Annotated in this window: 28 protein-coding genes and 1 pseudogene; 19 read left to right on the top strand and 10 right to left on the bottom strand. The window is 59.2% G+C overall.

Annotated elements, in window-relative coordinates; all coding sequences use genetic code 11:
• Nucleotides 1-59 precede the first annotated feature (59 nt).
• The 5 genes from WCL58_RS04530 to WCL58_RS04510 are packed head-to-tail and all read left to right on the top strand — an operon-like array spanning nucleotide 60 to nucleotide 3,797.
• Nucleotides 60-698 carry a fimbrial protein gene (locus WCL58_RS04530; protein ID WP_102984963.1) on the top strand — a complete coding sequence of 213 codons (639 nt, stop codon included), beginning with the start codon at nucleotides 60-62 and terminating at the stop codon, nucleotides 696-698.
• Between the two features lie 50 nt (nucleotides 699-748).
• Entirely contained in the window at nucleotides 749-1,303 is a 555-nt protein-coding gene (locus WCL58_RS04525) for a fimbrial protein (protein ID WP_336850603.1), read from the top strand.
• Between the two features lie 24 nt (nucleotides 1,304-1,327).
• The gene (locus WCL58_RS04520) at nucleotides 1,328-1,750 is read left to right on the top strand and encodes a hypothetical protein (RefSeq protein ID WP_060435266.1); all 423 of its coding nucleotides are present in this window, start codon (nucleotides 1,328-1,330) and stop codon (nucleotides 1,748-1,750) included.
• Entirely contained in the window at nucleotides 1,747-3,135 is a 1,389-nt protein-coding gene (locus WCL58_RS04515; protein ID WP_336850602.1) for an FKBP-type peptidyl-prolyl cis-trans isomerase N-terminal domain-containing protein, read from the top strand. The genes WCL58_RS04520 and WCL58_RS04515 overlap by 4 nt, the downstream gene beginning before the upstream one ends.
• Nucleotides 3,132-3,797: a helix-turn-helix transcriptional regulator gene (locus WCL58_RS04510; protein ID WP_084826512.1), complete on the top strand. Its 666-nt coding sequence runs from the start codon at nucleotides 3,132-3,134 to the stop codon at nucleotides 3,795-3,797. The genes WCL58_RS04515 and WCL58_RS04510 overlap by 4 nt, the downstream gene beginning before the upstream one ends.
• Before the next feature lie 54 nt (nucleotides 3,798-3,851).
• Here the strand turns inward: WCL58_RS04510 and WCL58_RS04505 are convergent, their stop codons facing one another.
• The 4 genes from WCL58_RS04505 to deoC form a co-directional block, all read right to left on the bottom strand.
• Nucleotides 3,852-5,219, bottom strand: coding sequence for an L-serine ammonia-lyase (locus tag WCL58_RS04505; protein ID WP_336850601.1), 1,368 nt, complete (start codon nucleotides 5,217-5,219; stop codon nucleotides 3,852-3,854).
• Between the two features lie 92 nt (nucleotides 5,220-5,311).
• A complete protein-coding gene (locus WCL58_RS04500) occupies nucleotides 5,312-6,610 on the bottom strand; it encodes an HAAAP family serine/threonine permease (protein WP_038881129.1) in 1,299 nt (432 codons plus the stop codon).
• A 979-nt stretch (nucleotides 6,611-7,589) separates the two neighbouring features.
• Nucleotides 7,590-8,354: a DNA-binding transcriptional repressor DeoR gene (deoR, locus tag WCL58_RS04495; protein WP_060421601.1), complete on the bottom strand. Its 765-nt coding sequence runs from the start codon at nucleotides 8,352-8,354 to the stop codon at nucleotides 7,590-7,592.
• Between the two features lie 153 nt (nucleotides 8,355-8,507).
• Nucleotides 8,508-9,188 carry a deoxyribose-phosphate aldolase gene (gene deoC, locus WCL58_RS04490; protein ID WP_038881133.1) on the bottom strand — a complete coding sequence of 227 codons (681 nt, stop codon included), beginning with the start codon at nucleotides 9,186-9,188 and terminating at the stop codon, nucleotides 8,508-8,510.
• Between the two features lie 213 nt (nucleotides 9,189-9,401).
• Between deoC and WCL58_RS04485 the strand changes: the two genes are divergently transcribed.
• Nucleotides 9,402-10,238: a hypothetical protein gene (locus WCL58_RS04485; protein WP_141958653.1), complete on the top strand. Its 837-nt coding sequence runs from the start codon at nucleotides 9,402-9,404 to the stop codon at nucleotides 10,236-10,238.
• Between the two features lie 37 nt (nucleotides 10,239-10,275).
• Here WCL58_RS04485 and WCL58_RS04480 read toward each other — a convergent pair.
• From WCL58_RS04480 to WCL58_RS04470, 3 genes and pseudogenes are all read right to left on the bottom strand, one after another.
• Nucleotides 10,276-10,497 (bottom strand): annotated as a pseudogene (locus WCL58_RS04480) (phosphatase PAP2 family protein); the annotation flags it as partial.
• A gap of 198 nt (nucleotides 10,498-10,695) precedes the next feature.
• The gene (gene ybjG, locus WCL58_RS04475; RefSeq protein ID WP_060421609.1) at nucleotides 10,696-11,301 is read right to left on the bottom strand and encodes an undecaprenyl-diphosphate phosphatase; all 606 of its coding nucleotides are present in this window, start codon (nucleotides 11,299-11,301) and stop codon (nucleotides 10,696-10,698) included.
• Nucleotides 11,302-11,306: 5 nt separating this feature from the next.
• Complete coding sequence (locus WCL58_RS04470) at nucleotides 11,307-12,041, bottom strand: phosphatase PAP2 family protein (RefSeq protein ID WP_336850599.1); 735 nt, start codon at nucleotides 12,039-12,041, stop codon at nucleotides 11,307-11,309.
• A gap of 145 nt (nucleotides 12,042-12,186) precedes the next feature.
• Here WCL58_RS04470 and WCL58_RS04465 point away from each other — a divergent pair, with 145 nt between their 5' ends.
• Together WCL58_RS04465 and eco are read left to right on the top strand one after the other, a co-directional pair.
• A complete protein-coding gene (locus tag WCL58_RS04465; protein WP_060429826.1) occupies nucleotides 12,187-13,032 on the top strand; it encodes a 5'-methylthioadenosine/S-adenosylhomocysteine nucleosidase in 846 nt (281 codons plus the stop codon).
• A 140-nt stretch (nucleotides 13,033-13,172) separates the two neighbouring features.
• Nucleotides 13,173-13,685 carry a serine protease inhibitor ecotin gene (eco, locus tag WCL58_RS04460; protein WP_049202226.1) on the top strand — a complete coding sequence of 171 codons (513 nt, stop codon included), beginning with the start codon at nucleotides 13,173-13,175 and terminating at the stop codon, nucleotides 13,683-13,685.
• A 55-nt stretch (nucleotides 13,686-13,740) separates the two neighbouring features.
• On the opposite strand, the gene WCL58_RS04455 is transcribed toward eco, so the two are convergent.
• Nucleotides 13,741-14,646: a LysR family transcriptional regulator gene (locus tag WCL58_RS04455; protein WP_060440311.1), complete on the bottom strand. Its 906-nt coding sequence runs from the start codon at nucleotides 14,644-14,646 to the stop codon at nucleotides 13,741-13,743.
• A 58-nt stretch (nucleotides 14,647-14,704) separates the two neighbouring features.
• Between WCL58_RS04455 and WCL58_RS04450 the strand changes: the two genes are divergently transcribed.
• From WCL58_RS04450 to WCL58_RS04415, 8 genes are all read left to right on the top strand, one after another.
• Nucleotides 14,705-15,874: a four-carbon acid sugar kinase family protein gene (locus WCL58_RS04450; RefSeq protein ID WP_336850598.1), complete on the top strand. Its 1,170-nt coding sequence runs from the start codon at nucleotides 14,705-14,707 to the stop codon at nucleotides 15,872-15,874.
• Nucleotides 15,871-16,872 carry a 4-hydroxythreonine-4-phosphate dehydrogenase PdxA gene (pdxA, locus tag WCL58_RS04445; protein ID WP_336850597.1) on the top strand — a complete coding sequence of 334 codons (1,002 nt, stop codon included), beginning with the start codon at nucleotides 15,871-15,873 and terminating at the stop codon, nucleotides 16,870-16,872. The genes WCL58_RS04450 and pdxA overlap by 4 nt, the downstream gene beginning before the upstream one ends.
• 32 nt (nucleotides 16,873-16,904) lie before the next feature.
• Nucleotides 16,905-17,597 (top strand): 4-hydroxythreonine-4-phosphate dehydrogenase, encoded by a 693-nt coding sequence (locus WCL58_RS04440; RefSeq protein ID WP_049202222.1) that lies wholly within the window; start codon nucleotides 16,905-16,907, stop codon nucleotides 17,595-17,597.
• 183 nt (nucleotides 17,598-17,780) lie between these two features.
• Nucleotides 17,781-18,131 (top strand): hypothetical protein, encoded by a 351-nt coding sequence (locus WCL58_RS04435; RefSeq protein WP_126180655.1) that lies wholly within the window; start codon nucleotides 17,781-17,783, stop codon nucleotides 18,129-18,131.
• A gap of 380 nt (nucleotides 18,132-18,511) precedes the next feature.
• Nucleotides 18,512-19,993, top strand: coding sequence for a phospholipase (locus tag WCL58_RS04430; protein ID WP_336850594.1), 1,482 nt, complete (start codon nucleotides 18,512-18,514; stop codon nucleotides 19,991-19,993).
• Nucleotides 19,990-20,763, top strand: coding sequence for an ankyrin repeat domain-containing protein (locus WCL58_RS04425; protein ID WP_102984956.1), 774 nt, complete (start codon nucleotides 19,990-19,992; stop codon nucleotides 20,761-20,763). Before WCL58_RS04430 ends, WCL58_RS04425 begins: the two co-directional genes overlap by 4 nt.
• A gap of 89 nt (nucleotides 20,764-20,852) precedes the next feature.
• Nucleotides 20,853-21,596: an ankyrin repeat domain-containing protein gene (locus WCL58_RS04420; RefSeq protein ID WP_336850593.1), complete on the top strand. Its 744-nt coding sequence runs from the start codon at nucleotides 20,853-20,855 to the stop codon at nucleotides 21,594-21,596.
• Nucleotides 21,597-21,682: 86 nt separating this feature from the next.
• Entirely contained in the window at nucleotides 21,683-21,820 is a 138-nt protein-coding gene (locus tag WCL58_RS04415; protein ID WP_186766784.1) for a hypothetical protein, read from the top strand.
• Between the two features lie 249 nt (nucleotides 21,821-22,069).
• Here the strand turns inward: WCL58_RS04415 and WCL58_RS04410 are convergent, their stop codons facing one another.
• Nucleotides 22,070-23,758: an aspartate:alanine antiporter gene (locus WCL58_RS04410; protein WP_047728000.1), complete on the bottom strand. Its 1,689-nt coding sequence runs from the start codon at nucleotides 23,756-23,758 to the stop codon at nucleotides 22,070-22,072.
• Nucleotides 23,759-24,051: 293 nt separating this feature from the next.
• Between WCL58_RS04410 and WCL58_RS04405 the strand changes: the two genes are divergently transcribed.
• On the top strand, nucleotides 24,052-24,441 hold the full coding sequence (locus tag WCL58_RS04405; protein WP_033637808.1) for an inner membrane protein YbjM: 390 nt from the start codon (nucleotides 24,052-24,054) through the stop codon (nucleotides 24,439-24,441).
• 45 nt (nucleotides 24,442-24,486) lie between these two features.
• Here WCL58_RS04405 and WCL58_RS04400 read toward each other — a convergent pair whose 3' ends face one another.
• Nucleotides 24,487-24,750, bottom strand: coding sequence for a GrxA family glutaredoxin (locus WCL58_RS04400; RefSeq protein WP_004938676.1), 264 nt, complete (start codon nucleotides 24,748-24,750; stop codon nucleotides 24,487-24,489).
• Nucleotides 24,751-24,980: 230 nt separating this feature from the next.
• Here WCL58_RS04400 and WCL58_RS04395 point away from each other — a divergent pair, with 230 nt between their 5' ends.
• Both WCL58_RS04395 and rimK read left to right on the top strand, forming a co-directional pair.
• Nucleotides 24,981-25,283 (top strand): YbjC family protein, encoded by a 303-nt coding sequence (locus WCL58_RS04395; protein WP_033646672.1) that lies wholly within the window; start codon nucleotides 24,981-24,983, stop codon nucleotides 25,281-25,283.
• Nucleotides 25,284-25,339: 56 nt separating this feature from the next.
• Complete coding sequence (gene rimK / locus WCL58_RS04390; RefSeq protein ID WP_038880682.1) at nucleotides 25,340-26,242, top strand: 30S ribosomal protein S6--L-glutamate ligase; 903 nt, start codon at nucleotides 25,340-25,342, stop codon at nucleotides 26,240-26,242.
• The last annotated feature ends 81 nt before the right edge of the window (nucleotides 26,243-26,323 follow it).

Below are 26,323 nucleotides of genomic sequence, written 5' to 3'. Positions count from 1 at the left end.
AAGCAGGGAAGACAGAGTGAATACAGCGGAGTGAACGAATCATGCAACGAAAGATCCCCATGCTGTTGGGAAAGGCCTATGAACGTCATCAGCGACGCACTATCGGCCTGACGGTATTGGCCGCGCTGATGGTACCGCTGACGGCAGGCACGATGCTGATGCTGATGCCGCCGGCCCGCGCGGTGGACAACTGGGACGTGGAGGGCGCGAACGGCACGCTCCACGTCTACGGCGCGTTGACGGAAAGCGCCTGCAGTCTGGAAATGACCACCGCTCGTCAGGAAGTGTGGCTGGGGGAGACGGGAACGGCGCACTTCCAGCGCCCGGGCGATCGCGGCACGCCGGTGGCGTTCGAGCTGACGCTGAAAGACTGTCTGCGGGCGCCGGCGAGTAACCGCGACGCCTGGACCGGGGTTCTGGCCTGGAGCGGCAGTCAACCTGCGGTGTCCGTGGCGTTTGCCGCGCCTGCGGATGACGACGCGCCGGGTTTGGTCAGGGTAGCCGGCGTCACCGGCTTGGGGCTGCTGTTGGCGGATGCCAGCGGCCTGCCGGTGCGCCTCGGCGCGCGTAACAAACCGATCTTGCTGACGCCGGGGCAAAACACCCTGACGTATACGGTGACGCCGGTGCGAACCCCGGCGACGCTGAGCGCCGGCGCCTACCGTGCGGCGATCGATTTCCGCCTTTATTACGACTAATACGCCGCTTGCGTCGGACCGGCGCAAGCACAACCAAAGGGAGTGGCGACATGCGCGCGACAGAGACGAACCGGCGCCGGAGCGCGCTGTTGGGGGCAGGCATGGTCATGGCGGCCGGCATGATGGCGCCGCCGGCGACTGCGGCGGAAAACATGCGCTTTCACGGTACGCTGGTAGCCGAGCCGTGCGTCATTCAGCCGGGAGATGAGGATATCCAACTGGATTTCGGCACCATCGTCGACAAATACCTGTATCTGAACACCCGCACCCATAGCCAAAGCTTCGCGTTGCACCTGACCGAGTGCGATCTCAGCCTGGGCAATACGGTGGCCATCACGTTTACCGGCACCGAGAACGCTAAGCTGCCCGGCCTGTTGGCGCTGGATGCCGGCAGCCTGGCCTCGGGGATCGGCATCGGGCTGGAGGACAGCACCGGCAAGGCGCTGCCGCTCAATCGCGCCAGCGATAAATTCCGCCTGAATTCCGGTAACACCACGCTCACGCTGCAGGCCTATGTGCAGGGGGAGCCGGAGGCCATCCAATCGAAGTCCATCGGCCGCGGCACCTTCAGCGCGGTGGCCACTTTTACGTTGGAATACGAATAAGCGTCTACAAGGACAAAAAACGCAATGATGATAAAGCCCCTCAATCGCGCCCTGCGCATGGGCCTGCTGTGCCTGTTGGCGTTGAGCGCCGCCGCCTGTCAAAACCAAAAGTCGGGCAAGCCGGCTGTGAACACCAAAAATCAGGCTGTGCAAGCTCCGTCAGAAGAGGCTTTGCGCAAGCAGCGTGAGGCCGAGCAGCTGCAGCAGTGCCAGGAGCAACTGGGTGCATTGCGCACGATCGACGAGAAACAATATCAGCGCTATAAACAGGCCTTCGACAGCCTGATGAGCGGCGCTTCGCAGTACGCCAACTTGCGCGCACGGGTAAACGGCGACACGCAGGAGACGGTGGATGCGCTGTATCGCTACAAGGTCAACTATCTGTGCGCCGGGGTGAATCAGGCGGTGTTGACCGGCTTGGCGGATCGCGGGGAGCAGGTTAAATGAGGCTGCGCCTGCTGGGCTGTGCGGCTCTGCTGTTCACCGGCGTCGCGCAGGCGGACGACGGCGTGCCGGCGCTGCTGCAGTTTGCCGAGCAGTATCAACGGCAGAACACCGGGCCGGCGAGCGAAAACGCGGCGCCCGCCGACCGCGGGGCGGGGCAAAAAAAGCGTGAGCCGGCAAAGCGTCCGTCGGATACCCACCAGCCTGGTTCCCCGGCCAAAGCTTTTACGCTGAGCCAGGAATTATTGGCGCGTGACCAACAGCTGGCGCGCCAGCGAATGGAACTGACGGTGTTGCGCCAGGAACTCGCCGCGCTGCGGGCGGAGAAAGCAGCACCACCCGTCGCGACGTTGCCCGATTCGTCAACGCTGCAGCAGTGGATCGCCGGGCTGGGCGCCGCCTGGCGCGGCTCGCCCGATGCGCAGCGCGCCGAGGCGCTGCTGCGGCAGGCGACGCAGGAAACCGCCAAAACCAAAGCGACGGCGATGCAGGCCGAACGGCGCGTCACCGAGCTGGAGTCCGCTGCGCAGGCATCGGCACAGACGCTTGCACAACGCCAGCGCGAGCACCAGGAGGAACTGCACGCTCTGCGTACCGCGCTGGAGGCGAGTGAGCAGAAGCGGGCCGATGAGCAGAAAGTGACCCAGCAGGCGCGCGAAGCGCTGTTGGCGCTGCATAAGCGGCTGCAATGGGAGGTGACGCCGGAGCAGTTGAAGGATGAACGCAAGCGTTTGTCCTATGCGGCGGGCAGTGCGCTGGGGCGGGATATTCAGGGGGTAGTGACGGAGCGTCAAAGCTGGGGCGTACCGGTGGACCGCGACAGCCTGTTGGCGGGCGTCATCGATAGCGTGTCGGGGCGTTTGCAGCTGCCGCCGGATGAACTGAATACGCTGACGGCGCAGGCGGATGCCGCCGCCATGGCCGCGCGTGAGAAACGCGTTAACGAACAGCGGCGGCGTGATGAAGATTATCTGGCGCAGTTCAGTCAACAAAAGGGCGTAAAACAATCGGCGATGGGCTTTTGGTATCGGGTGGATTACGCCGGAGAGGGCGCGCTGGCGCCAACGGCGGTGGTCGATGTGGTCGTGAAGGAGAAATTGACCGACGGCACGGTGATCCAGGATATGGAACTGAGCGGCAAGGTGCTGTCGCAACCGCTGTCCGAGTATCCGCCGCTGTTCAGGGAGGCGATAAGCCATCTGCATAACCACGGTTCGCTGACGATGGTCGTGCCACCGGCGCTGGCCTACGGCGAAACCGGCTACCCGCCGAAAGTGCCACCTAACGCCACCATGATTTATGAATTACGCATCGACAACAGTCAGGCTCCGACAAAGGGGGCCCAGGCGGTTAAACGGGAAGCCGGAACGGCGGGAGGGCAGGGATGAACACCATGATAAAAATCGCGCTATTTGATGAAAACCGTTACTTCAGCGCCGGTTGGCAGGAGGCCCTGGCGCTGCATTTCAGCACTTACGGCAAGCGCACGCTGTTACTGGATGCGCAGCAGATTCACGAAGCCGATCTGGTGTTCTGCTATTTTCCTCCCGGCGTGCAAAGCTGCTTTTGTCACTTCTTTGAGGCGCAGGCCGCAGGGCGCAAAACGCTGTATTTCTCGTTGCGAACGCCGGAGGGGCGGCATAAACGCACCGTCGGCACCCGCTGCTCGCTGGAGGCCGGCGTCATTTACCACGATACGCCGCTGGTATCGGCATTGTATCAGGTGAGCGCCGAACTGGAGCGGCGCAGCAAATGGCCGGGTAGGCCGGGTTGTGGCATGAACTGCGTATGTCAGCACCGAGGCCTGACGCTGCGGGAACAGGAGATCATGCGCTGCATGACGCGGGAGATGGGGGTGACGCAAATTGCGCGGATGCTGGACATCAGCGTGAAAACCGTCAGCAATCACAAGATGAGCGTTATGCGCAAGATGGGATTCCGGCGTAATGCCGAACTTTACGGTTGGCTGCGGCACAGCGCCCGTCCCGGCGCCGTGGGGGCTCGAGCCGGCATTCAGCCGGGCGTTGCGGCAGGGAAAGAGCGGCATTGAAACGGCGCCGGCCAGATCGGAACGGCCGGCGCCTTTAGTGATTCGCCGTGGCGGTCAATTGCAGGCCACGACCTTGATCGCCAGCCCGCCCTGGGAGGTTTCGCGGTATTTGGCGTTCATGTCTTTGCCGGTTTCGTACATGGTTTCGATCACCTTATCCAGACAAACTCGCGGTTCGCTGGTGCGGCGCATCGCCATGCGCGCGGCGTTGACCGCCTTGACGGCGGAAATGGCGTTGCGTTCGATGCAGGGCACCTGAACCTGGCCGGCGAGCGGATCGCAGGTCAGCCCCAAATGGTGCTCCATGGCGATCTCCGCCGCGATGCACACCTGCGCCGGGCTGCCGCCCAGCAGCTCGGTCAACCCGGCCGCCGCCATCGAACAGGCTACGCCCACTTCCCCCTGACAGCCCACTTCGGCACCGGAGATCGAGGCGTTCATCTTGTACAGCGCGCCAATCACGCCGGACGCCAGGAAATAGCGGGTGTAGGAGTTGGCGTTCACCGGGCGGATGAACTTGTCGTAGTAAGCCAGCACCGCAGGGATGATGCCGCAGGCGCCGTTGGTCGGCGCGGTGACCACGCGGCCACCGGCGGCGTTCTCTTCGTTGACCGCCAGCGCGAACATGTTGATCCAATCGACCACGTTCATCGGGTCGATATTGTTCTTGTCGCCGGTCACCAGAATGCGGCGCAGCGCGGCGGCGCGGCGCGGCACTTTCATCGGGCCGGGCAGCAAGCCTTCGGTGTTGATGCCGCGTTCGATACCGGCGTTCATCACCTGCCAGACGTCGGCGAAGTGCGCGTCGATATCCGCCTTGCTGCGCACCGCCAGCTCGTTCTGCATCACCAGGCCGGACAACGACAGCCCGGTGTCTTTGCAATGCTGCTGCAGGTCGTGCGCCGATTTGAACGGGTAGGGCACCGGCGTGGCGCCCTCGGCGGATTGGCCGAAGTGCTCTTCGTCAACGATGAAACCGCCACCGATCGAGTAATAGGTTTTGCTGTGCAGCAGGCGTTCACCGGCGAAGGCGCGGATGCGCATGCCGTTTTCGTGCAGCGGCAGGTTGTCGCTGTGGAAGTTCATACCGCCGTGCAGCGGGAAATCCACCTCGTGATGGCCGTTGGCCAGTGACAGGCGGCCGCGCTGTTCGACGTCGCGGATAAAGCCCGGAATGCTGTCGATGTCCACGTTGTGCGGCAGGTTGCCGGCCAGGCCCATGATGATGGCGATATCGGTGTGGTGGCCTTTACCGGTCAACGACAGCGAACCGTACACGTCGACCACCACGCGGGTAGTGTCCTGCAGCTGCTGGTGGGCGATCAGATCGTCGACGAACTGTTTGCCGGCTTTCATCGGGCCAACGGTGTGGGAGCTGGATGGGCCGATGCCAATTTTGAAAATATCGAAAACGCTGACCATGGTCTCGCCTCCTTCTTCAGGTTTCAGGCGGTGAATACGGGAAATGGGGGAGTGCGGGAGGGCCGGCGCGCAGCGGCGCCGGCCGGACGTGATTAGCCGAGCAGGCTGAACACGATAGCAGAGATGGCGATCAGACCCATCACAACCACGAACACGTTGCTGATGTGGCCGCTGTACTTGCGCATGGCAGGCACTTTACGGATGGCATACATCGGCATCAGGAACAGCAGCATGGCGATGATTGGGCCGCCCAGGGTTTCGATCATGCCCAGGATGCTTGGGTTCAGGGTGGCGACGATCCAGGTGGTCACCAGCATGAAGATTGCGGTCATGCGGTTCAGCTTGGCGGTGCTGACGGTTTTGCCGCGGCTCTTCATCGACTTGGCAACCAGGCCGTTGAAGCCTTCACGGGCGCCCAGGTAGTGGCCCAGGAACGATTTGGTGATGGCGACGAAGGCGATAACCGGCGCGATGTACGCGATCATCGGGTTGTTAAAGTGGTTAGCCAGGTAAGACAGAATCGAGATGTTCTGCGCCTTGGCTTCCGCCAGGTTTTCCGGCGTCAGGCTCAGCACGCAGCTGAACACGAAGAACATCACGGTCAGCACCATCATGATGTGTGCATAAGCCAGAATGCGGGAGCATTTTTTCTCGGCGTCTGCGCCGTACTCTTCGCGTTTGGCGACGGCGAAGGCGGAGATGATCGGCGAGTGGTTGAAGGAGAACACCATTACCGGGATCGCCAGCCACAGGGTCATGATCAGGCCGTGGCCCATGCCGGTACCGCTGCCGGACAGCGACACGTTTTCGAAGATGGCGCCGGTCCAGTTAGGTATCAGATACACCGCCAGCAGCATCAGCACCGCGACGAACGGGAAGACCAGGATGCTCATGGTTTTCACGATGGCCTGCTCGCCGAAGCGCACGATGGTCATCAGGCCGACGATCAGGATCAGCGACAGGATGGCGCGCGGTGGCGATGTCATGCCCAACTGGTGGGTGATGAAGCTGTCGACGGTGTTGGTGATCGCCACGCTGTAAACCAGCAGAATCGGGTAGATGGCGAAGAAGTACAGCAGGGTAATCAGCTTACCGGCGGTGATGCCGAAGTGCTCTTCTACCACGGCGGTGATGTCTTCACCGGGATTTTTGCCGGACAGAACGAAACGGCACAGGCCGCGGTGGGCAAAGAAGGTCATCGGGAAAGCGATGATGGCCATGATGATCAGAGGAATCAAACCGCCGATACCGGCGTTGATTGGCAAGAACAGGACGCCTGCGCCGATGGCGGTGCCGTACAGGCCCAACATCCACATGGTATCCGTTTTACGCCAGGTACTGCTGGAGCCCGAGGCCGCAGAGGCAATTGTGCCGGTCTGTGTAGTGTCCATAAATATCTCCGAAGTGAACACGAATTTAAAATTAAAAGGCAAAACTTAAGGTTAAACCGTCAAACGTCCTATTCAGGCAACGCTTGCGGTAAGAATCAGGTGTTGCTTGCGGGGATGTTTTGGCGTCCCCCTGGTTGTTTATTGCGTTCATTACCAAGGCACAGCGCCGGGTAATTCACTAAAGACTTTTCACCGTCACGGGTGATAAAAGTCGTTATCGCTGCCGACAGGTCTTTGCCTGTCGATTTTTGTTGGCGGCAAGATAACGATTTACAGTAGAAACAACCGTGATCCTGCTCTCAAATGCGTAATATGTGCAGTTATCCGCTGTTTTATCGATTTTTCGCGCATTTGTTGCACATTTGTGTAAGATTTTGTGCTGAGAACGCTCTCATAAAGATTTCTGCGATTATGCGGTTTGTACAATAATTAGCCGGATAAAGCGCTGTGCTCAGCAGCAAGCCGAGCAATATATTTTATGCGTGGTTTTGGATCTAGCGAAAAACCCGGATTAAGCAGTTTTAGTGACGTAGATCACATTGTATTTTTAAGTAAAATTCAATTCATCTATTTGTTTTTAATGGTTTTTTGTTAAAAATCACCGCTAATAACGAAGGGAAATTACTTACGTGGTTAGCGGATAAAAATGCGTAACCATTCATCATATAAATAACAGATAACTAACAGGTATTGGCGAGATTTGCTGCAATCGCTTAAACCGCCGTTTATTTAAACATCCCGGCCTTTGGCGCGATTTATCATATAAAAGCCATAAATAGTCGTTAATTCACGCAGCCGACAGCCGGTTTAGCCTGCGAGAAAATAATCACTCGGGTGATCTGTTGCATTTTATTAACCTGATGTTGCGTGCGGATAAGCGAAAAACGCGAATCGATTGCGCATTATTTGTTCATTTTCGGGCGGGAAAAGAAGGGGATTGCAACGGTGCGCCGTCGGTTTCGACGGCGCAGAAGGCGGACTAATAGCGGGTAGCGATGGCGTTGTCGTTGAAGAACGCCATGAAGTCGGCGTCCGGTTGGCGGTCGCTGATCACCCGATCGAACTGCGTCAGGGGGCCGATGCAGGCCGGTTTGGTTTTGCCGAACTTGCTGTGGTCTGCCACCAGGATCTTTTGCTGCGCCATCGCCATGGCGCGATGCTTCATCTCCAGCTCGTCGAAGTTGAAGCAGGTGGCGCCGTGCTGCAGGCTGAGGCCGGCGGCGGAGATAAAGGCGATGTTCGGGCAGATGTGATCGAGCTCGTTACGGCCGCTGACGCTGGAAAAGATGTAGTTGTTCGGCTTGAACTCACCGCCGCACAGGACCACCTTGCAGTTAGGTTTGTCCTGCAGCGCCAGGAAGGTGTTCAGCGAATGACAGACGGCGGTGAAGGTCAGCTCGTCGGCGATGGCGTCGATGATCGCCGGGGTAGTGGTGCCGCAGTCGAAAAACACCGTGTCGTTTTCATTGATCAACGGGGCCGCCAGCAGGCCGATACGCCGTTTCTCCGTCACCTGCTTGGCTTTTTGATCGGAAACGAAGTAGTTGGTCACGCCGTTGCTGCGAGGATCGGTCACCACATAGCCGCCGAGCAGCACCACCGCCGCCGGTTCGGCGCTCAGATCGCGGCGAATGGTCATCTCCGAGACCCCCAGCAGCACGGCGGCTTCTTTCAGGTGGATCTTGTCAGCGCGTTTTAACGCCTGAACTAGCCGGTTGATACGTTCTTCGCGCCGCGTTTCCATAGGTCCGTCTTCCCACAGGTAGTAGAGATAAAAGGGCGTGCCGGCGTGTCCGGCGCTAAACACAACAATGCGGGGCAATATCGGGCCGCCTTGGCCGCCCGTATTGTCCCGCATCGGAGTGTATTGGCTGTGCCCGTCAGGGCATGCCGACGATCAGTAGCTGCCCGCCGCTGGCTGGGCGCCGGAAACGATGGCGACGCCGGAGCTGGTGCCGATACGCGTGGCGCCGGCGTTAATCATCTTCTCGGCGGTGGCGCGATCGCGCACGGCGCCGGAAGCTTTCACGCCCATTTCGCTGCCCACGGTCTCGCGCATCAGTTTGACGTGCTCTTCCCGAGCGCCGCCGGTGCTGAAGCCGGTGGAGGTTTTCACGAAGGCCACATCGAGTTCGCGACACATTTCACAAACCTGGACGATCTGCGCATCGCTGAGCAGGCAGGTTTCCAATATTACCTTCAACGGGATCGCCGCGCAAACCTCGCGCACGGCGGCGATGTCGGCTTTCACTTCGTCCAACAGGCCGCTTTTCAACCAGCCGACGTTGATCACCATATCGATCTCTTGTGCGCCGGCGGCGATTGCCGCTTTGGCTTCAAAGGCTTTGGCGACGGTCAGGCCGGCACCCAGCGGGAAACCGATCACCGAGCAGACTTTTACGGTGCTTTCTTGCAGCAGCTGGGCTGCCAGCGGCACGTAGCCGGAGTTGACGCAGACCGCATAGAAGTTGTGCTGCTGCGCTTCTTCGCACAGTTTGGCGATCTGCAGTTCGGTGGCGTCCATCGCCAGCAGGGTGTGGTCAACATAGCTGGCGTAATCGATGGTTTCGGTGGTCATCGCGATTCCTTAGTGAGGTTAAGACAGTAAGCGGGATGGGTAATGTGAAAATAATAACATTCAGATGCCGATAAACCTAGTGATGTTTAAAAAATGTCGATCCGATCGTCGCTATAAGGCTGTTATAGGTATAACTTAAAGGCGTTTCATTTGTTATTTAAATAACATTTAAGGGCTCGCGGCCTGCGCGGGCGCAACGTCGAGGGAAAAAAGATGAAGATCAACATCGATCTGGCTCCTGAAGCTTTCGGGGCGCATCGGCAGGAACTGTTCCGCAATGCGGATTTCGCGGTGAGCACGCATCGCTGCACAGAACGCGGGCCGATGCTGACGTTGGCGAATCATCGTGGCGCACTGACGGTTTTACCGTATCAGGGCCTCGCGATCTGGGACGCCGAGTTTGACGGTTATTCGCTGAAGTCGGGCCGCCGCAGCGTAAAGGGCGCCGGAAGAAAGCGCGCTGACGATGCCGCGTTCTGCCCTGCCTGGCCGAATCAGGACGGTGAGCCGCTGCAGATGCAACGCGTGTGGCTCCAACTGGCGGGCGATGAGCTGACGTTGCACGGCGAGGGGGAGCGGGCGGGTGGGCGTTGGCGCATCGGCCCGGCGCTGCGTCTGGCGGCGCAGAGCGCACAGTTCGCCATTGAGATGACGGTCACCAACCTGGCCGAGCGGCCGCAGCCGCTGCGCTATGTGTGTCGCCTCAACTACGGCTGCATTCCCGACGCGGTATTCCGTCAGAACCTGCCGGCGCCGGCGCTGTTGGGGGATGCGCTCGGGCAGGAACTGCTGTGCTCCGACGATCTGTCGCGCTATGTGGATCAGGCCGAGTTCTTTATGCTGGCGTCGCAAGGCCGGCGCTATGTGACGCGCTTCGCTACCGGGCAATTCAACTATGGCCTGCGGCGCATCGCCGTTCAGGGCAACCGGCGGCTGCTGGCTTTTATCCAGCCGGCGAACTGTCGCCCGAATGCGCTGGAGGAAGAGGCGGGAATGATGCTGGGGGCGGGAAAAACGCGGGCGTTTTGCGTGACCACCGGCGTGGTGTGAAATAACGGGGCGGTAACGCCCCGGTCATGTTGTGCAGTTACTCTTTCACCCAGCCACGGCGAATGGCGAAGGCGAACAGGAAACGATACAGGCGCGACAGCTTGTCGGCGATGACATCGCCGAACAGATTCCACACCAGCTGGGCGAACAGACAGCCGACCAGGCCGAGCAGGAAACCGCCGACCATATCCAGCGGCCAGTGCACGCCGAGGTAAACGCGTGACCAGGCGATGCCGACGGCGACGATCATCAGGGCAATTCAACTATGGCCTGCGGCGCATCGCCGTTCAGGGCAACCGGCGGCTGCTGGCTTTTATCCAGCCGGCGAACTGTCGCCCGAATGCGCTGGAGGAAGAGGCGGGAATGATGCTGGGGGCGGGAAAAACGCGGGCGTTTTGCGTGACCACCGGCGTGGTGTGAAATAACGGGGCGGTAACGCCCCGGTCATGTTGTGCAGTTACTCTTTCACCCAGCCACGGCGAATGGCGAAGGCGAACAGGAAACGATACAGGCGCGACAGCTTGTCGGCGATGACATCGCCGAACAGATTCCACACCAGCTGGGCGAACAGACAGCCGACCAGGCCGAGCAGGAAACCGCCGACCATATCCAGCGGCCAGTGCACGCCGAGGTAAACGCGTGACCAGGCGATGCCGACGGCGACGATCATCAGCAGCACGCCGGACCAGACCCGGTGCCAGAACAGGAACGCCAGCGCAAAGGTAAAGATGGCGGTGCCGTGATCGCTTGGGAACGAGCTGTCCGGCGCATGTGCCAGGAAGGTATAGCCAACGCCGGCGACGAACGGGCGCTCATGCGGCAGCAGCGCGCCGATGGTGGCGGCGGCGAGCATGGCGAACAGCAGCGCGATAGTGGTTTTCGCCACCACCTGGCGCTGCGAAACCAGCTGGCTTTGCGGCCCCCACAGCCACAGGCCGACGATCAGCAGCGGCACGATGATGATCAGATCGCGCGCCAAAAAGGTGGCGAAATCGATCATCCACTCGGGAGACGCCGGGGTCGCATTGATCCAGGCGAAAAGAAAATGGTTCAACTGTTCCATAACCGTTACCTCGTCTTGCGGCGCCAATAGCCGCTAACCGTCCAATAAATAGCCAACTGGCTTAACCAAACCCACCAACCCGCCCACAGGTTATGGGTAAGAAAATGGGCGCCGCGCATGATCTGGCCAAAGCCCATCAGCATGCCGAGCGCAATGCCGCCGCACCAGCACCACCAGGCTAGGCGCGGACGCTGCGGATAAAACAGGAAAAACAACGCCATGACCGCGAAACCGCTCGAGGCGTGCCCGCCGGGGAAGCAGCGGCCGGGGCCCGGCAGCGCCGGTACCGCGCCGAACAGCGGGAAGGACATCGCCTTGCCGCCGTACTCGATCAGATCCCACGGGCAGGAGTGCGCGCTGGTGGCCTTGAGAATGCCCACCACCAACGGACCGATCCCGATCAACAGCATGGTCACGATCAGGCGCGCGCTGCGGCGATAGATGCCCCAAAACAGCGTCAGCACCGCCCCGACGATCACTATTTGCTTCAGCAGGCGGTGGTTGATCAGATCCAGCCAATAATTGTTTTGCCACGGGAAATGCCGGCTGGCGGGAGCGTACCAAAAGTTGCTGATCGCCCAGTCCAGCTGTTCGTTGCGGGAGAGCCACAGGAACAGCAGGCCGCTGATCAGCAGGCCAAAAACCTGCCAACGGTAAAAGGATGCCGGCAGGGAGTAAAGGGCGGTTGTCTTAATTTGCGGTGCCGTTGAGGATTGATTTAATGACGATTCTGGATTCACGCGCAGGCTCGGTGGCAGGATTGAATAACGCCACTGTAATAATTCTGTCTTAAGAAAACCTTAGTCCACCGGTAAGAAAACCCTATCCGAGGCCACCGCCTTCGGCTAAGGTAATCGTTTGCTTTTTCGGGATGAGAGTGTGGTGATGCAGAATAAAGCGCGTGTCTTACTGTTGGCGGCTGCCGGTGCGGCTTTTTCTCCGCTGAGCTTTGGCCAACCTGCGGCGGCCGGGCCGATCGTGGTGCAGGGCGCCATGCCGGTGGAGGCGGAACGTTTTGCCCAGCGGTTGGAAAACCCGCGCGAGGAGCAGATCGGCGGCTGGCGCTTTTGGCACGGCACTGTAGACGGCTACCCGGTGGTGGTGTCGGAGACGCTGAAGGGCATGTCCAACGCCGCGGCGGCCACGGCGATCGCCGCCACGCAGTTTCACCCGGTGGCGATCATCAACCAGGGTACCGCCGGCGGCCATGATCCGGCACTGAAAGTATATGACATCGTGCTGGGCAAATATTCGGTCAATCTCGGTGCGTTCAAAACGCCGGCCAAGGCGTTGGGGGAAGGCAGCGACTCGCGGCAGTGGCAGCCGATGGATCTGTTGGCTTCCAAAGGCAGCGCCGGCGAGGACAAAAAGGCGCACAGCCTGCGTCAGTTTCCCGCCGACCCCAACCTGCTGGCGATTGCGCAAAGCGTTAAGAGCGATTACCGACAGGGCAAGGTCGTGGAAGGGGTGATCGGCTCGGCCGACGTATGGAACAGCGAGCTGGATCGCATTCGCTATTTCCACGACCGCTACCGGACGTCGGTCGAAGAGATGGAGACCGCCTCCGCCGCGCAGATCGCCGCCGAGTTCAAGGTGCCGTTCGTCGGCATTCGCGTGTTGTCCAACAACATCACCAATCAGGGCAAATACGATCCGCAAACCGGGCTGGCATGCCAGGATTATGTCTATCAGGTGGTGAAGGCCTATGTTGCCAACCTGAAGAAACGCTGAGTCATTACTCCGGTTAATCGGCGATATCAGGCGATTGTCACTATTGATCGCCTATTGTAAAGAAGATTAAACCTGTGGCGGGCTTGGCTGTAGTGTATTAGTTTATAGGCGGATTATTTGACAACGTGTAGGGATAAAACATGAACAAGGCATCCGTTGTATTTTCTGGCCTGCTGATGGCCGTTTCCGCCGGCGCCATGGCGGCGACCTCTGGTGATGATGCGGATATCAGCAAACAGCCGCTGGAAAAAATCGCGCCTTACCCGAAAGCCGAGAAGGGCATGAACCGCCAGGTTATCTACCTGCCGAAGCAAGAGCACGAAGAGAACTACAAGGTGGAGCTGCTGATTGGCAAGACGCTGGAAGTGGACTGCAACCGCCACATGATTGGCGGCACGCTGGAGACCAAAACCCTCTCCGGCTGGGGCTATGACTACCTGGTACTGGAGAAGCTGTCCGATCCGGCCTCCACGCTGATGGGCTGCCCGGACAACACCAAGACCAAGCAATTTATCGCCGCCAACCTGGGTGATGCCGCGATGCAGCGCTACAACAGCCGCCTGCCGATCGTGGTATACGCGCCGAAAGACGCGGAAGTGAAATACCGCATCTGGAAAGCCGAAGACACCGTAAGCCAGGCCGAACAGAAGTAATCGCCGCCTGACGCCACTCCGCTTGCCCTGCGCGGCAGGCGGAGACTTCTCCCCGTTACGCTTTCTTTTCGCCCACCAACACCGCCCGTTCGGTTTCTTCCCCCATGGCGATCAGCCAATCCAACACCGTTGAGAAGATCGCATCCTCCTGGGCGTCGGCCTGGGTCATCAGCACGTAATCCGTCCCGTCAGGCGCAAAGCCATATGGTGCCACCAGCGCGCCGTTGACGATATCATCCGCCACCAGCGCCAACGGGCCGATGCCGATACCGGCACCGGCGACCGCCGCCTGCAGGCTGAGATAGAAATGTTCGAAACGCAGCTCGTTACCCGGCCGGATCTCGATGCCGCTGTGGGCACACCAGTCGCGCCAGGCGTACGGGCGCGTCTCGGTGTGGAGCAGGGTACCGCGCAGTTCACGCCCCGCCGCGGCATGCTCCCGGCGGCATACCGGGCCGACCCGCTCTTTGAGGAACGGTCGGGCGACCACGTCGTCGGCGATCGGGAAATCGTTGCGGCGAATCGCCAGATCGATGCCTTCCCGTGAGAAGGCGACGGCGCCGCCGGCGGAGACCAGCTGCAGATCGCGTTCTTTCCCCACCGCCTGCTGCAAACCGGCCAGACGCGGGATCAGCCAGCGGATCAGAAAGGTCGGCTCGCAGGAGATCACCAATGGGCGATTCTGATGATGCCGACAGGCGCGGTCGATCGCCGACTGCAGGTTGTCCAGCCCCCGGCCGATCTCGCTCGCCAGCTCTTGCGCCTGCGGCGTCGGGTGCACCATGCGGCTGGTGCGTTGAAACAGCGCGAATCCCAGGGTCTGCTCGAATTCGCGCACCGCGCGGCTGACGGCGCCGTCGGTGACGTTGAGAGATTTGGCGGCTTTCGACACGCTGCCGTACCGCACCGTAGCTTCGAAAGCCCGCAATACCGCCAGGTTAGGCAATCTTCGTTGACGCACTGCGCCCCCTTTTGATTGAGTTTTTGTCAATCATCGATACTACGCAAATCGTTTTTTATTGCCAGCCAAATCCGCCAAAGTGTGCATCACTTTCCACTTACGGGTAACTGCGATGATTGCCATTCTCGCCGATGATCTTACCAGCGCGCTCGACGGCGCGGCCCCGTTCGCCGCACGCGGACTGAATGCCTGCGTCATGCTGCGCCTGCCCGATGCCACGTTGCAGGACGCGGAGATCGTCGCCTTCGATTTAGATTCCCGCTTCGTTTCGCCGGAGCAGGCGGAGCGGCGTTTTCGCCATGCCACCGCCTGCGTGAAACCGGCGCGCCTCATCTACAAAACGGTGGATTCCACGCTGCGCGGCAATCTGGGGCCGGAAACGCGCGGGGCGCTGACGGGCAGCGGGCGCCGTCTCGCCATCGTCGCGCCGGCCTTCCCGGATGCCGGCCGCACCACGGTGGGCGGCCGGCAATACGTCGACGGCGTCGCGCTGGAGCAGACCGCCTTTGCGCGCGATCCGAAGAACCCGATCGTCACCGGCTACGTCATGGAGCGCATGGCGGGGCTGGAACCGACGCGCTTTCAGGTATTCGACGCCGCAGACAACGGCGAGTTGGATGAGGTCGTGAGGCGGATCGGCATTGCCGAACCGGTGGTGTGGGTGGGATCGCCGGGCCTGGCGGCGGCGCTGTCGCGTGCGTTGTCCTCGGAGGAGAACGCGCCGCCCGCTCAACCGCCGCTGCGAGCCCGCAAGGTGCTGGTGGCGATTGGCAGCCTGCATCCGGCGAATGACGCCCAGCTGGCAAGCCTGCGGCAGGCGGGCGCGGTGCTAGTCACGCTGCCGGAAGCGGCCGATCCCGAGGCGGTAGCGCAAGAGGTGCGAGCGGCGTTTGCGCGTGCCGATGTGGTTTGCCTGATGTCGCCCCGGTCGCGAGCGGCCGCGGCGGATCATGCCGCTGCGCTGGGCGCGGTCGTCAGCCGTTGCACGCCCGCCTTCGACGGGCTGGTGGCGACCGGCGGCGATACCGCGCGGCGCATCGTCGACGCCATGGCGGCCGGCTCATTGACGCTGTTCGGTGAGGTGGAACCCGGCGTGCCTTTCGGGTTGTTAAATCTGCCGGGCCGCAGGCTGCCGTTCGCCACCAAGGCGGGCGGTTTTGGCCGGGCTGCCACGTTGTTGAACTGCGTAACCCGGTTGCGCGCTGACCGAGAAGGAGAAGAACGATGACCCTTTCCACCTTGCCGCTGGCGATAACCATGGGCGATCCCGCCGGCATCGGGCCGGAGATCATCGCCAAACTGGCGGCCAAAGAGCGGTTGAGCACGCCTTATGTGGTGATTGGCGATGCCGGTGCCCTGGCGCGCGCGGCGGCCAGTCTGGGGCTGACGCTGCACATCCGCGAGCTGCCCGCCTCGCTGGCGGGATGGGACGAAGCCTGGATGCGGGGAGAAACCGCCGTCTATTCCGCCGGCGTTGCGCTGCCGGCGGACCTGCCCCTCGGCAGGCTCGATAAGCGCGCAGGCGCGGCGTCTTATGCCTGGGTAGTTGCCGCCATCGATCTGGCGTTGGCGGGGTGCATCGCCGGCATCGTCACCGCGCCGTTGAACAAGGAGGCGATGCGCCTGGCGGGGATCGATTATCCGGGGCACACCGAGATCCTGGCGGCGCGCTCGGGCACCCAGGACTTCGCCATGATGCTGGCCAACGACGAGCTGCGGGTGATCCTGGTTTCCATTCACGTTTCGCTGCGGGACGCCATCGACGCGGCGACCGTGGAAAACGAACTGCGCGCGTTTCATCTGGCGCAAACGGCCTGTCGGGCGCTGGGCATAGCGAAACCGCGCATTGCGGTGGCCGGCCTGAATCCGCATGCCGGGGAGAATGGCCTGTTCGGCCGCGAAGATCTTGACGTCATCGTGCCCGCCATCGCCCTGGCGCGGGAACAGGGGTTGGACGTCAGCGGCCCCTGGCCCGGCGATACCGTTTTCATGCGAGCCCGGCGCGGGGAGTTCGACATCGTGGTCGCCCAATATCACGATCAGGGCCTGATCCCGGTGAAATATCTCGGGGTGGATCATGGCGTTAACGTCACCGTCGGCCTGCCGTTTATCCGCACCTCGGTCGACCACGGTACGGCGTTCGATATCGCGGGCAGCGGACGGGCGGAACACGCCAGCCTGCTGTACGCCTTCCGGCAGGCGGAAAAAATGTTGCACGCCCAATAACTCATATCACCTGAAGACAATAAGGAAACACCATGCACACACCCGAGTTTATTTTCATGCTGACGCGCAACGACAGCACGGTGCCCGATGCGCAAGCGCGGCTACCAGAGGTGCTGGCTGCCGGCGTGAAGCATATCGGCTTTAAGGATATCGGCCTGCCGCTGGATCAACTCAAACAGTTGGCGCAGGCGATCCACGCCGGTGGCGCCACCGCTTATCTGGAAGTGGTTAGCCTGGATGAGGAAAGCGAGATGAATTCGGCGCGCGCGGCGCTGGCGTTGGGCGTTGATGTCTTGATGGGGGGAACGCGGCCGGAAAGCGTGCTGCCGATCATTCGTCAGTCTGGCCTACGCTACTATCCGTTTGCCGGCCGCATCAGCGGCCACCCCAGCGTGCTGGAAGGTGACATTGACGATATTGTCGCCAGCGCCCGCCAGCGCGCCGCTTTACCGGGCGTGACAGGGCTGGATCTGCTGGCCTACCGCTTTGCCGGCGACGTGCCGACGTTGATTCGGCGGGTGTGCGATGCGGTCGACAAACCGGTTTATATCGCCGGGTCTATCGACCGCGAAGATCGCATCGCCGCCGTGGTGACGGGCAATGCGGTTGGCTTCACCGTCGGTACCGCGGCGCTGGACGGCGTGTTTCCCGCCGACAAGCCGGGGCTGACGGCGCAAGTCAACGCCGTGAAATGCCTGATTGGCAATGTGATCCGCAAACTGTAACGCGTCTCCATTCGGTTCTTTCCACGGCGATGGGGCGGTTATCTCATTCGTTGAATCATTAATTTGTATGGCTTCTCTTTTTAATGCTCTAGCGAGCAGGCACGCCCTTGGGCGCTCGCCGACGTTTACCCGGCAAAACAGCGTAATTGCCGCCAGGTTCAATATATATAGAGGGAGTGAAAAATGAATAAAGGGTTAGGGAGTGCCGTTGTGGCGGTGAGCCTGTTGTTAACCGGCTGCGATACCTTCAGCCTGCTGCGCGATCAAAAGATCGCCGAGGCCTTTCACGTCGGCGCCGACAAGCGCTCGGTCAGCCGGGATTTCGGCGCGCCGATTGCCACCCGGCCGACGCTGAACGGCCAGGGCGTGTGCCACGACTATAACCACCGCTTGCCGAACGGCACCGTGACGCCGTTCTACGTCGGCTTCAGAAACAGCGACGGCAAAGTGGTGGCCTTTGGCCCCACCACCTGCGGAGAAGCGCAGGCCAACGGCAATCTGAACAGTGATGAACCTATCAAACAGCGGTTCTAAACGGGCGTTGCTGCGCCGGCCTGGGCCGGCGCAGCAAAAGCAGCCCAGCAACGTCGGGTGTGCCATTTTTCTTTTTCTCTATATCCCTTCTGATTCTCCGCCAGACTTTTATCTGAGATTTATTTTCCTATGGCGTTTGCCAGACGCCGCTGCCGAAAAACGCCACTGCATGAATTTCCTCCACCGAGTGTTACGGTGTGAACAGCAAGACAACAAAGCAATCTTTGCTGAATTGTGCTAGTTTTTCGAACATTCACGGACATGCAGTGACCTGCAAGATAAGGATATCCAATGCGTTATCGTTCGCTAAATCTCGGCGAGGTGACAAGGAAAGGGGCCGGAACGCCGCCCCAGGGAAGCGACGTACGGACTGGTGCCGTATGAAGCTGCTCTCTCTCTTTTCTGAACACACGGCGCCGGAAAGTTTCTCCCGGATACTCACCCCGACACAAGCGTGCCATGAGCTGGAACGGCATTATCTGTTCGGCGGCGCAGCCGGCATATCGATAAGCAGCCGGTATTCCATAACCCGTAATACTCAATCCGGTATTGGCGTCACCGGTTATCGTGAGGACGCGATTGTGAAGCGCAGCGTGTTCGATGATCTCAACCGGGGCGGTTTGCTGGCGATTGATGAGGAAATAGGCGCCTGGACGCCGACCAAATACGCGTTTTACGTCGACGCGGAAGGCCGATTACAGCGCTATCCCGGCAGCTCTCTTCCTGCCTTTTATCCTACAGGGCGCGTGATCGCCCGCTATGAAGAAATGGTCAGCCGCTATGGCCGGCGGGCAAAACCGACGGTGCTGCCGGCGAGGCAGAATACGACCCGGAATCCCCCTCTGCAGCAAGCCATCGCTACCGCAGTGGCAACCGTTGCCGCCACGGTACAGGCCATTCGTCCGATGACCAAGGCAGAACGCTGGCAAGAACGCCAGTACCTGATAGGGCGAGGCAACCGCAGCATTTACCCGGATGCGCGCATGGCGGCACAGCGATTGGCGGAGAACAACGTCGCGGTCGAAAAAGCGAAGCTGGCTGAGAATGTTTACAAGACCACTAACCCACTCAAGGACACGATAGACATCCCTGAGGGCTGGAAGGACATCAGTAACAATGATGGGGCGCTGGGTAAACTCGGTTTAAGCAAAGATATGCTCTATGACGATGAGGATACGCCGGGCTTTCTGGCTCGGGTTTATCAGCCAGATGAAAGGGTCTTTGGTAAAGCGATGAATCCGACGGTGGTGTTCCGTGGATCGCGTGCGCCCGAGTTCCCGGAGGGAATAAGCAAGGCTGCCCAGAAAGCGTTACTGAATGGCGATTTGTCAGGCATTAAAAATCTGAGTGACTGGTCAAATAACGGCGCTCAGGGGTTGGGGTTTAATTCTGAATACTATAAACAAGCCGTTATAATTGGCGATAAAATTTCGAAAGTATCAAATATTGACATTGCAGGTCATTCATTAGGCGGTGGCATGGCCTCTGCGACCTCCATGGCCAGCGGCAAACTGGCTTGGACGTTTAATGCAGCAGGCCTGAATGCGGGAACCGTCGAAAAATACGGTGGCTCTATAATAGGCAACGCCGATAATATTCAGGCGTATCGCGTGAAAGGGGAGCTGTTGACCAAGCTGCAGGAGGTTGATTTGTGGGAGGATGCCAAAGACCTTAAATTTTATCCGCCCGCAGTGATGGCGAAAGAACGGTTGTCCATGTTGGCGCCTGACGCCGTGGGAGTAAAACACACGCTTCCCGGTGGAACAGGCTCACTGCTGGACAAGCACGGTATAGACCAGGCGATACAATGCATTGAAAATGAAAAAGACGATGACATTGCCACAATCAAGGGAAGAATATGAAAAAAATCATACTCATTATCACGATGGTAGTGTCTACGCTCATCATGCAGGGGTGCAAACAAGGTATGGATTTACAACCGCAGGATTACTTTGAAGGAAAGCAGCTGGACATCGCCAACATCATCTACGAGGGTGACAGGCAAAAGCTGGATAAGGTTTTACCGACGGTAAGCAAAGAAACGTTAAATCGGCCGGCCAAGGCGGAGATGACGTTGCTATTCTGGGCGATAAATAACGCTATCTTTGACAAGAACACGCCAGAGCGGCTCAAGATCATTACGGATCTGGTCAAGGCAGGGGCAGACCCACTGCAGCCAAGGCCGGAAGGGAGAAGTAGCCCCGCTGAATTTGTTATGAAAGCAGATAAGGGAATCTGGATAAAATCCATGTTAGATGGGGGGCTCTCTCCTAATGCAAAAGATAAAATCAACAATAAGCCAATTATATTTAAAAGTATTCTTGCGAAGAATACAGAGACATTAGAGGTCATGTTGGATTATGGTGCGGACATAAATATAAGAAATTCACTGGGTGATACGCTGCTCATCGATGCTTTAGACTATCACTCCTATGACCACGTCATTCTTCTTTTAGAAAAAGGTGCCGATAGCGATATAAGAGGCAACTCGGGTTGGACGATGGGTAATCAACTGCAACGGCTGATTAATAGAAGCCCGGACGGCAGTGAGGCGAAAGAGTCTCTTGAGCGCATCAGAGACGAGCTAATTAAGCGTGGCGGGAAATGGCCGCCTGCTCCTGTCAGTAAATAAGCCATTCTCAGTATCCCAAGGGTGTAGATGGATACTGATACGGTAATAAAGCAAAGTTGGGCCGTGGTTATGTTAAAAATGGAGATGGCATGGGGCACAGCGCTCTTATCATTATCATGTTGCTGTCGATGCTCATGATGCAGGGATGCAAACAAGGTAGGGATCTACAACCACAGGATTACTTTGAAGGAAAGCAGCTGGACATCGCCAAGATCATCTACGAGGGGGACCGGCAAAAGCTGGATAAGGTTTTACCGACGGTAAGCAAAGAAACGTTAAATCGGCCGGCCAAGGCGGAGATGACGTTATTATTCTGGGCGATAAATAACGCTATCTTTGACAAGAACACGCCAGAGCGGCTCAAGATCATTACGGATCTGGTCAAGGCGGGAGCAGACCCACTGCAGCCAAGAGCTGAGGGGGGGAGTAGCCCAGCTGAATTTGTTATGAAGGCGAATAAAGGCGTATGGATACAAGCTATGTTAGAGGGCGGGCTCTCTCCAAATGCCAGAGATAAGGTTCATAATCAACCCATTATATTTGAAAGTTTTGATGCGGCGAACACCGAAACATTAAAGATATTAATTGCATACAAAGCTGATGTTAATATCAAAGGCGCTATGAGCCGAATGCCATTAATTAATGCGCTGTATAACAGCTGCCCTGAGCACATTGAGGTTCTTTTGGCTCATGGCGCTAACCCCTTAGCCAAAGATGACTTTAATGACAGCTTCCTTTCTCTGATTTCTGCGGAAATAGCCAAAGGGGATAAGAGCAATGCGTACATAAAAAAGCTAATTAAAATTAAAGAAAAAATAAAACAGGTGAATTAGATGGTCCCGACTCTCATGGGGGACAATGCCGGCACTTCCCCCAGTGCAGTACCATGACATGATGACATACAGGAAGATGATGGGATGTGCCATCAAAGAGCAGCCAGCCGGTGGTGACGAGAGTGGTGCTGTTAAGAGCCGTTTTTGGCGCCACCGAACAGTGGCGAACCCACAAGCAGCGTTTCTATTTTGAAACCTGCACATTGATGGGGATGCTGGCGTAAGCGACACCCAGAGGCACGATGCTTTATGTCTGACGACGAGGCAGCGACAGCAGGTATTGCGGGCTGTTTCAGGCAACAAAAAACCCGATAATCTTGAACCTAAAAGGCGGGATTATCGGGCTCCACAAAATGGGGACATCAAAGAAAAGCAGTGGCACTAATTCAGACTGCGGCCCCCAACGAAAGTTCTGGCCGGCGACAAAAAAATCAAAATATTTTTATCGCCGATCCATCTCTCCCGCTAATCGATCAGCCGAGTATCCCCGGCCATAGCACCACGATGAGTGAACCCGCCAGCGTTAACAGCACGTTAGCGATGGCGTAGGTGCCGGCATAGCCCAGCGCCGGAATATTGCTGCGTGCGGTGTCGCTGATGATCTCCATCGCCGGTGCGCAGGTGCGGGCGCCCATAATGGCGCCGAACAGCAGGGCGCGGTTCATGCGCAGCACGTAGGCGCCGAACAGGAAGCAGATAACCACCGGCACCAGGCTGACGATCAGCCCGGCAATCAGCATCTGGCCGCCGACCGCGCCCAGGCTATGGCCGATGCCGGCGCCGGCGCTCAGGCCCACGCCCGCCATAAACACCATCAGGCCGAATTCTTTCACCATGTTCAGCGCGCCCTGCGGAATGTAGCCGAAGGTCGGGTGGTTGGCGCGCAGGAAGCCGAGCATGATGCCGGACATCAGCAGGCCGGCGGCGTTGCCGATGCCGAACGAGAAGTTACTGAACTGAATGGTGATCTGGCCGATCAGCAGGCCGATGATGAAGAAGGCGCAGAATGCCAGCAGGTCGGTCACCTGGCTGTGGATGGAGATAAAGCCAATCTTCTCCGCCACGCTCTTCACCCGGCGCGCGTCGCCGCTCACCTGCAGCACGTCGCCCTTATTGAGCACGATGCTGTCGTCGATCGGCATTTCGATCTGGCTGCGGATCACGCGGTTGAGGAAGCAGCCGTGATCGGTCAGCTTCAGCTGGCTCAGGCGCTTGTTCACCGCGTTGCTGTTCTTCACCACGATCTCTTCGGTCACGATGCGCATGTCGAGCAGATCGCGATCGAACACTTCCTTGCCGTTGCGGAAGCTCGGGTCCAGCCGCGCGTGGGCGTCCGGGTAGCCGACCAGCGAGATCTCGTCGCCCACCTGCAGCACCGCGTCACCGTCCGGGTTGGCCAGAATGCCGTTGCGGCGGATGCGTTCGATGTAACAGCCGGTCTGGCGGTAGATGCCCAGTTCGCGCAGGTTCTTGCCGTCGGCCCAGGCCACCAGCTCGGGGCCGACGCGGTAGGCGCGGATCACCGGCAGGTAGACCTTGCGCTGGCTGTCGGTGTCCAGGCCGCGTTCGCGGGCGATCTGCTGGGCAGAGGTGGACAGGTCCTGGTGCTGCAGCTTCGGCAGGTAGCGCGCGCCGAAGATCAGGCTGACCAGACCGATCAGGTAGGTGAGAGCGTAGCCGAGGCTCAGATGATCCTGCGCCGCCAGCAGCGCCGGGCCGTTGACGATGGTGTTGCGCAGCGTATCACCGGCGCCCACCAGCACCGGCGTCGAAGTCATCGAGCCGGCCAGCATGCCGGCGGTCAGGCCGATGTCCCAGTGGAACAGCTTGCCGAGACCGATGGCGAGCACCATCGCCGAGCCGACCATCACCAGCGCCAGCATCAGGTAGTTTTTGCCGTCGCGGAAGAAAATCGAGAAAAAGTTGGGCCCGGCTTCCACGCCGACGCAGAAAATAAACAGCATAAAGCCGAGATTCAGCGCCTCGGTGTTAATGGCGAAGTGTTGCTGGCCGAGCAGCAGCGAAACCACCAAAACGCCAATGGAATTACCGAGTTGGACGGAGCCCAGACGGAGTTTACCGAGGCACAGCCCCAGTGCGAGTACCACGAACAGTAACAGAATGTAGTTACCGTTTAACAAACTAGCGACGTTTATGTTCACGGAGGATAACTTATTGTTTACCAGTAAGTGCTTGATATAGATAACTATAAGAGATAAATTCAGCCTTAAAACGACGTCATAAATCACCACCAGCGTAAGGCGAAGCGAACCATCGTTCGGCGGCGTTCATTCTAGACGCTATGACCGATGACAGCCAGCACAGAAAGCTGATTTCCTGCGCCGCCGTGCGCATTTAACTCTCTTTTGACCAAGGAAAAAATTCGGTTCAGCGTCTCCGCGCGGGGGCCAGGCCGATTTCTATTGATGCAGTAATTGGGCGGGGGAGAATTCGCATGACGAGTTATAGATATTGGCTGGGCATTCTCAGCTGTTTTCTGTTGTTCAGCCTGGTGTTTCTCGGCCAGCAAACCGGCCTGTTCGGCAGCACGGATCATGAGCACCACGGCGAAACCGGCCTGCTGCTGTTTGTGATCCCCGGTGCGATCGCCAGCTATCTGTCGAGCCGCAAGCGGCTGCTTTGCCCGCTGCTCGGCGCGCTGTATGCGCTGCCGCTGTGCCTGTTGATCCGCCACTTCTGGCTGACGCCGTCCTCTTCGTTCTGGCAGGAGCTGGCGTACGCCACCAGCGCGGTGTTCTGGTGCGTGTTCGGTGCGATGCTGATGCTGTTCGCCCTCGGCCTGTTGCAGACGCTGCAGCAGCTGCACCGGCGGCAGCGGCAATAAAAAAAGGCGCGTTAAGCGCCTTTTTTGTCTTTTTCGTTCAAAAACTTACTGGAACAGGTTCAGGTGTTCTTTGGCGTAAGCTTCGAAATCGGTGCAACCGCCGATGTGCTTCTCATCCAGGAAGATCTGCGGCACGGTTTCAACCGGTTTGCCGACGGTTTTTTCCAGATCGGCCTTGGTGATGCCTTCCGCGTGGATGTCAACGTAACGGAAGTTGAAATCGTCGCGTTCTTCAGTCAGTTTTTCCGCCAGTTCTTTAGCGCGGACACAATAAGGACAGCCAGGACGCCCGAAGATTACTGCAAACATGCAACGCTCCTTAATTGGATTTTCAATAAATTGTTCGCTACCGCAACGACATCCCGTCACCGAAAAAGTCATTACCTGCGTCAGATGGCGCCTACTATGCCCGTTGAGGCGGTGAAAAAAAAGCAGGAATTACCTGTTAATCTGATTCATGTAACCAATTAGTCGGCCGGGGCTGTCGCCGCCGACGGGAATTCACTACACTGGGGGCAGACCTTCTGGAGAAGAAAAATATGCGTTCATTCGGTGACTTACCGCGCCCGGTGCTGGTGTTGGAAGGGCTGGGCATCGTGATGCTGGTGTTGGCCTACCTCAGCATTCACGGCCACCTGCAGCTGCCGGGCTGGCTGGCGTCGCAGCAGGCGGCGGTCGGCATGATTTTCCTCGGCGTGGCGCTGATGGTGCCGGCGGCGGCGTTTCTGGTGTGGCGCGTGGTGCAGGGCTTCGGGCCGCTGATGCGCGGCGGTCTGCCGCCGGAAAACGATCGCCGCAAGCCGCAATCGAAAGATAATCAGGACAGCGATCCGCGCGCCTGAGCGCCGCGGCCGCTAACCCGCCTGCCGGGCAGGCGTTGGTCTTTTTGGGGTGACGAGTGAAAATTGCCATTCTTTCTCGCGACGGAACGCTCTACTCATGCAAGCGGCTGCGTGAAGCGGCAGAAGATCGCGGGCACAGCATCGATATTATCGATCCGCTCTCCTGCTATATGAACATCAATCCGGCGGCGCCGACCATTCATTATCGCGGCCGCCAACTGGAGCGTTACGATGCGGTGATCCCGCGCATCGGCTCCGCCATCACCTTTTACGGCACGGCGGTGCTGCGTCAGTTCGAGCTGCTCGGCAGCTACCCGCTAAACGAATCCGTGGCCATTACCCGCGCCCGCGACAAGCTGCGTTCGCTGCAGCTGTTGGCGCGGCAGGGCATCGATCTGCCGATCACCGGCTTCGCCCATTCGCCGGACGACACCGGCGATCTGATCGAGCTGGTCGGTGGCGCGCCGCTGGTGGTCAAGCTGGTGGAAGGCACGCAGGGCATCGGCGTGGTGCTGGCGGAAACCCGCCAGGCGGCGGAAAGCGTGATCGATGCCTTTCGCGGCCTGAACGCGCATATCCTGGTGCAAGAATACGTGCGCGAAGCGCAGGGCAGCGATGTGCGCTGCCTGGTGGTGGGCGGCCGGGTGGTGGCCGCCATCGAGCGGCAGGCCAAGCCCGGCGAATTTCGCTCCAACCTGCACCGCGGCGGCACCGCCCGCAAGGTGACCATCACCGCCAGAGAACGGGCGATCGCGGTGAAAGCGGCGAGCACGCTGGGGCTGGACGTCGCCGGGGTGGATATCCTGCGCGCCGAGCGCGGCCCGCTGGTGATGGAGGTCAATGCGTCACCGGGGCTCGAAGGCGTGGAAACCACCACCGGGCTGGACATCGCCGGTATGATGATCGAATACATCGAGCAGCGCGGCCGGCCTGGCTTTCGCCTGAAATCCGGCGGGTGACGGGGCGGGCGGCGCGCTTTTCTCGCCGAGCAATATCTTAATTAGTGAATTAAGCCGCATTGATCGTGGCGTATCGGGTGA

It is taken from the genome of Serratia sp. TMDUHS_CL, from assembly GCF_037137105.1.
In the GTDB taxonomy this organism is placed as follows: Bacteria; Pseudomonadota; Gammaproteobacteria; order Enterobacterales; family Enterobacteriaceae; genus Serratia; species Serratia nevei.
This window is presented reverse-complemented; position numbering and strand designations above follow the sequence as displayed.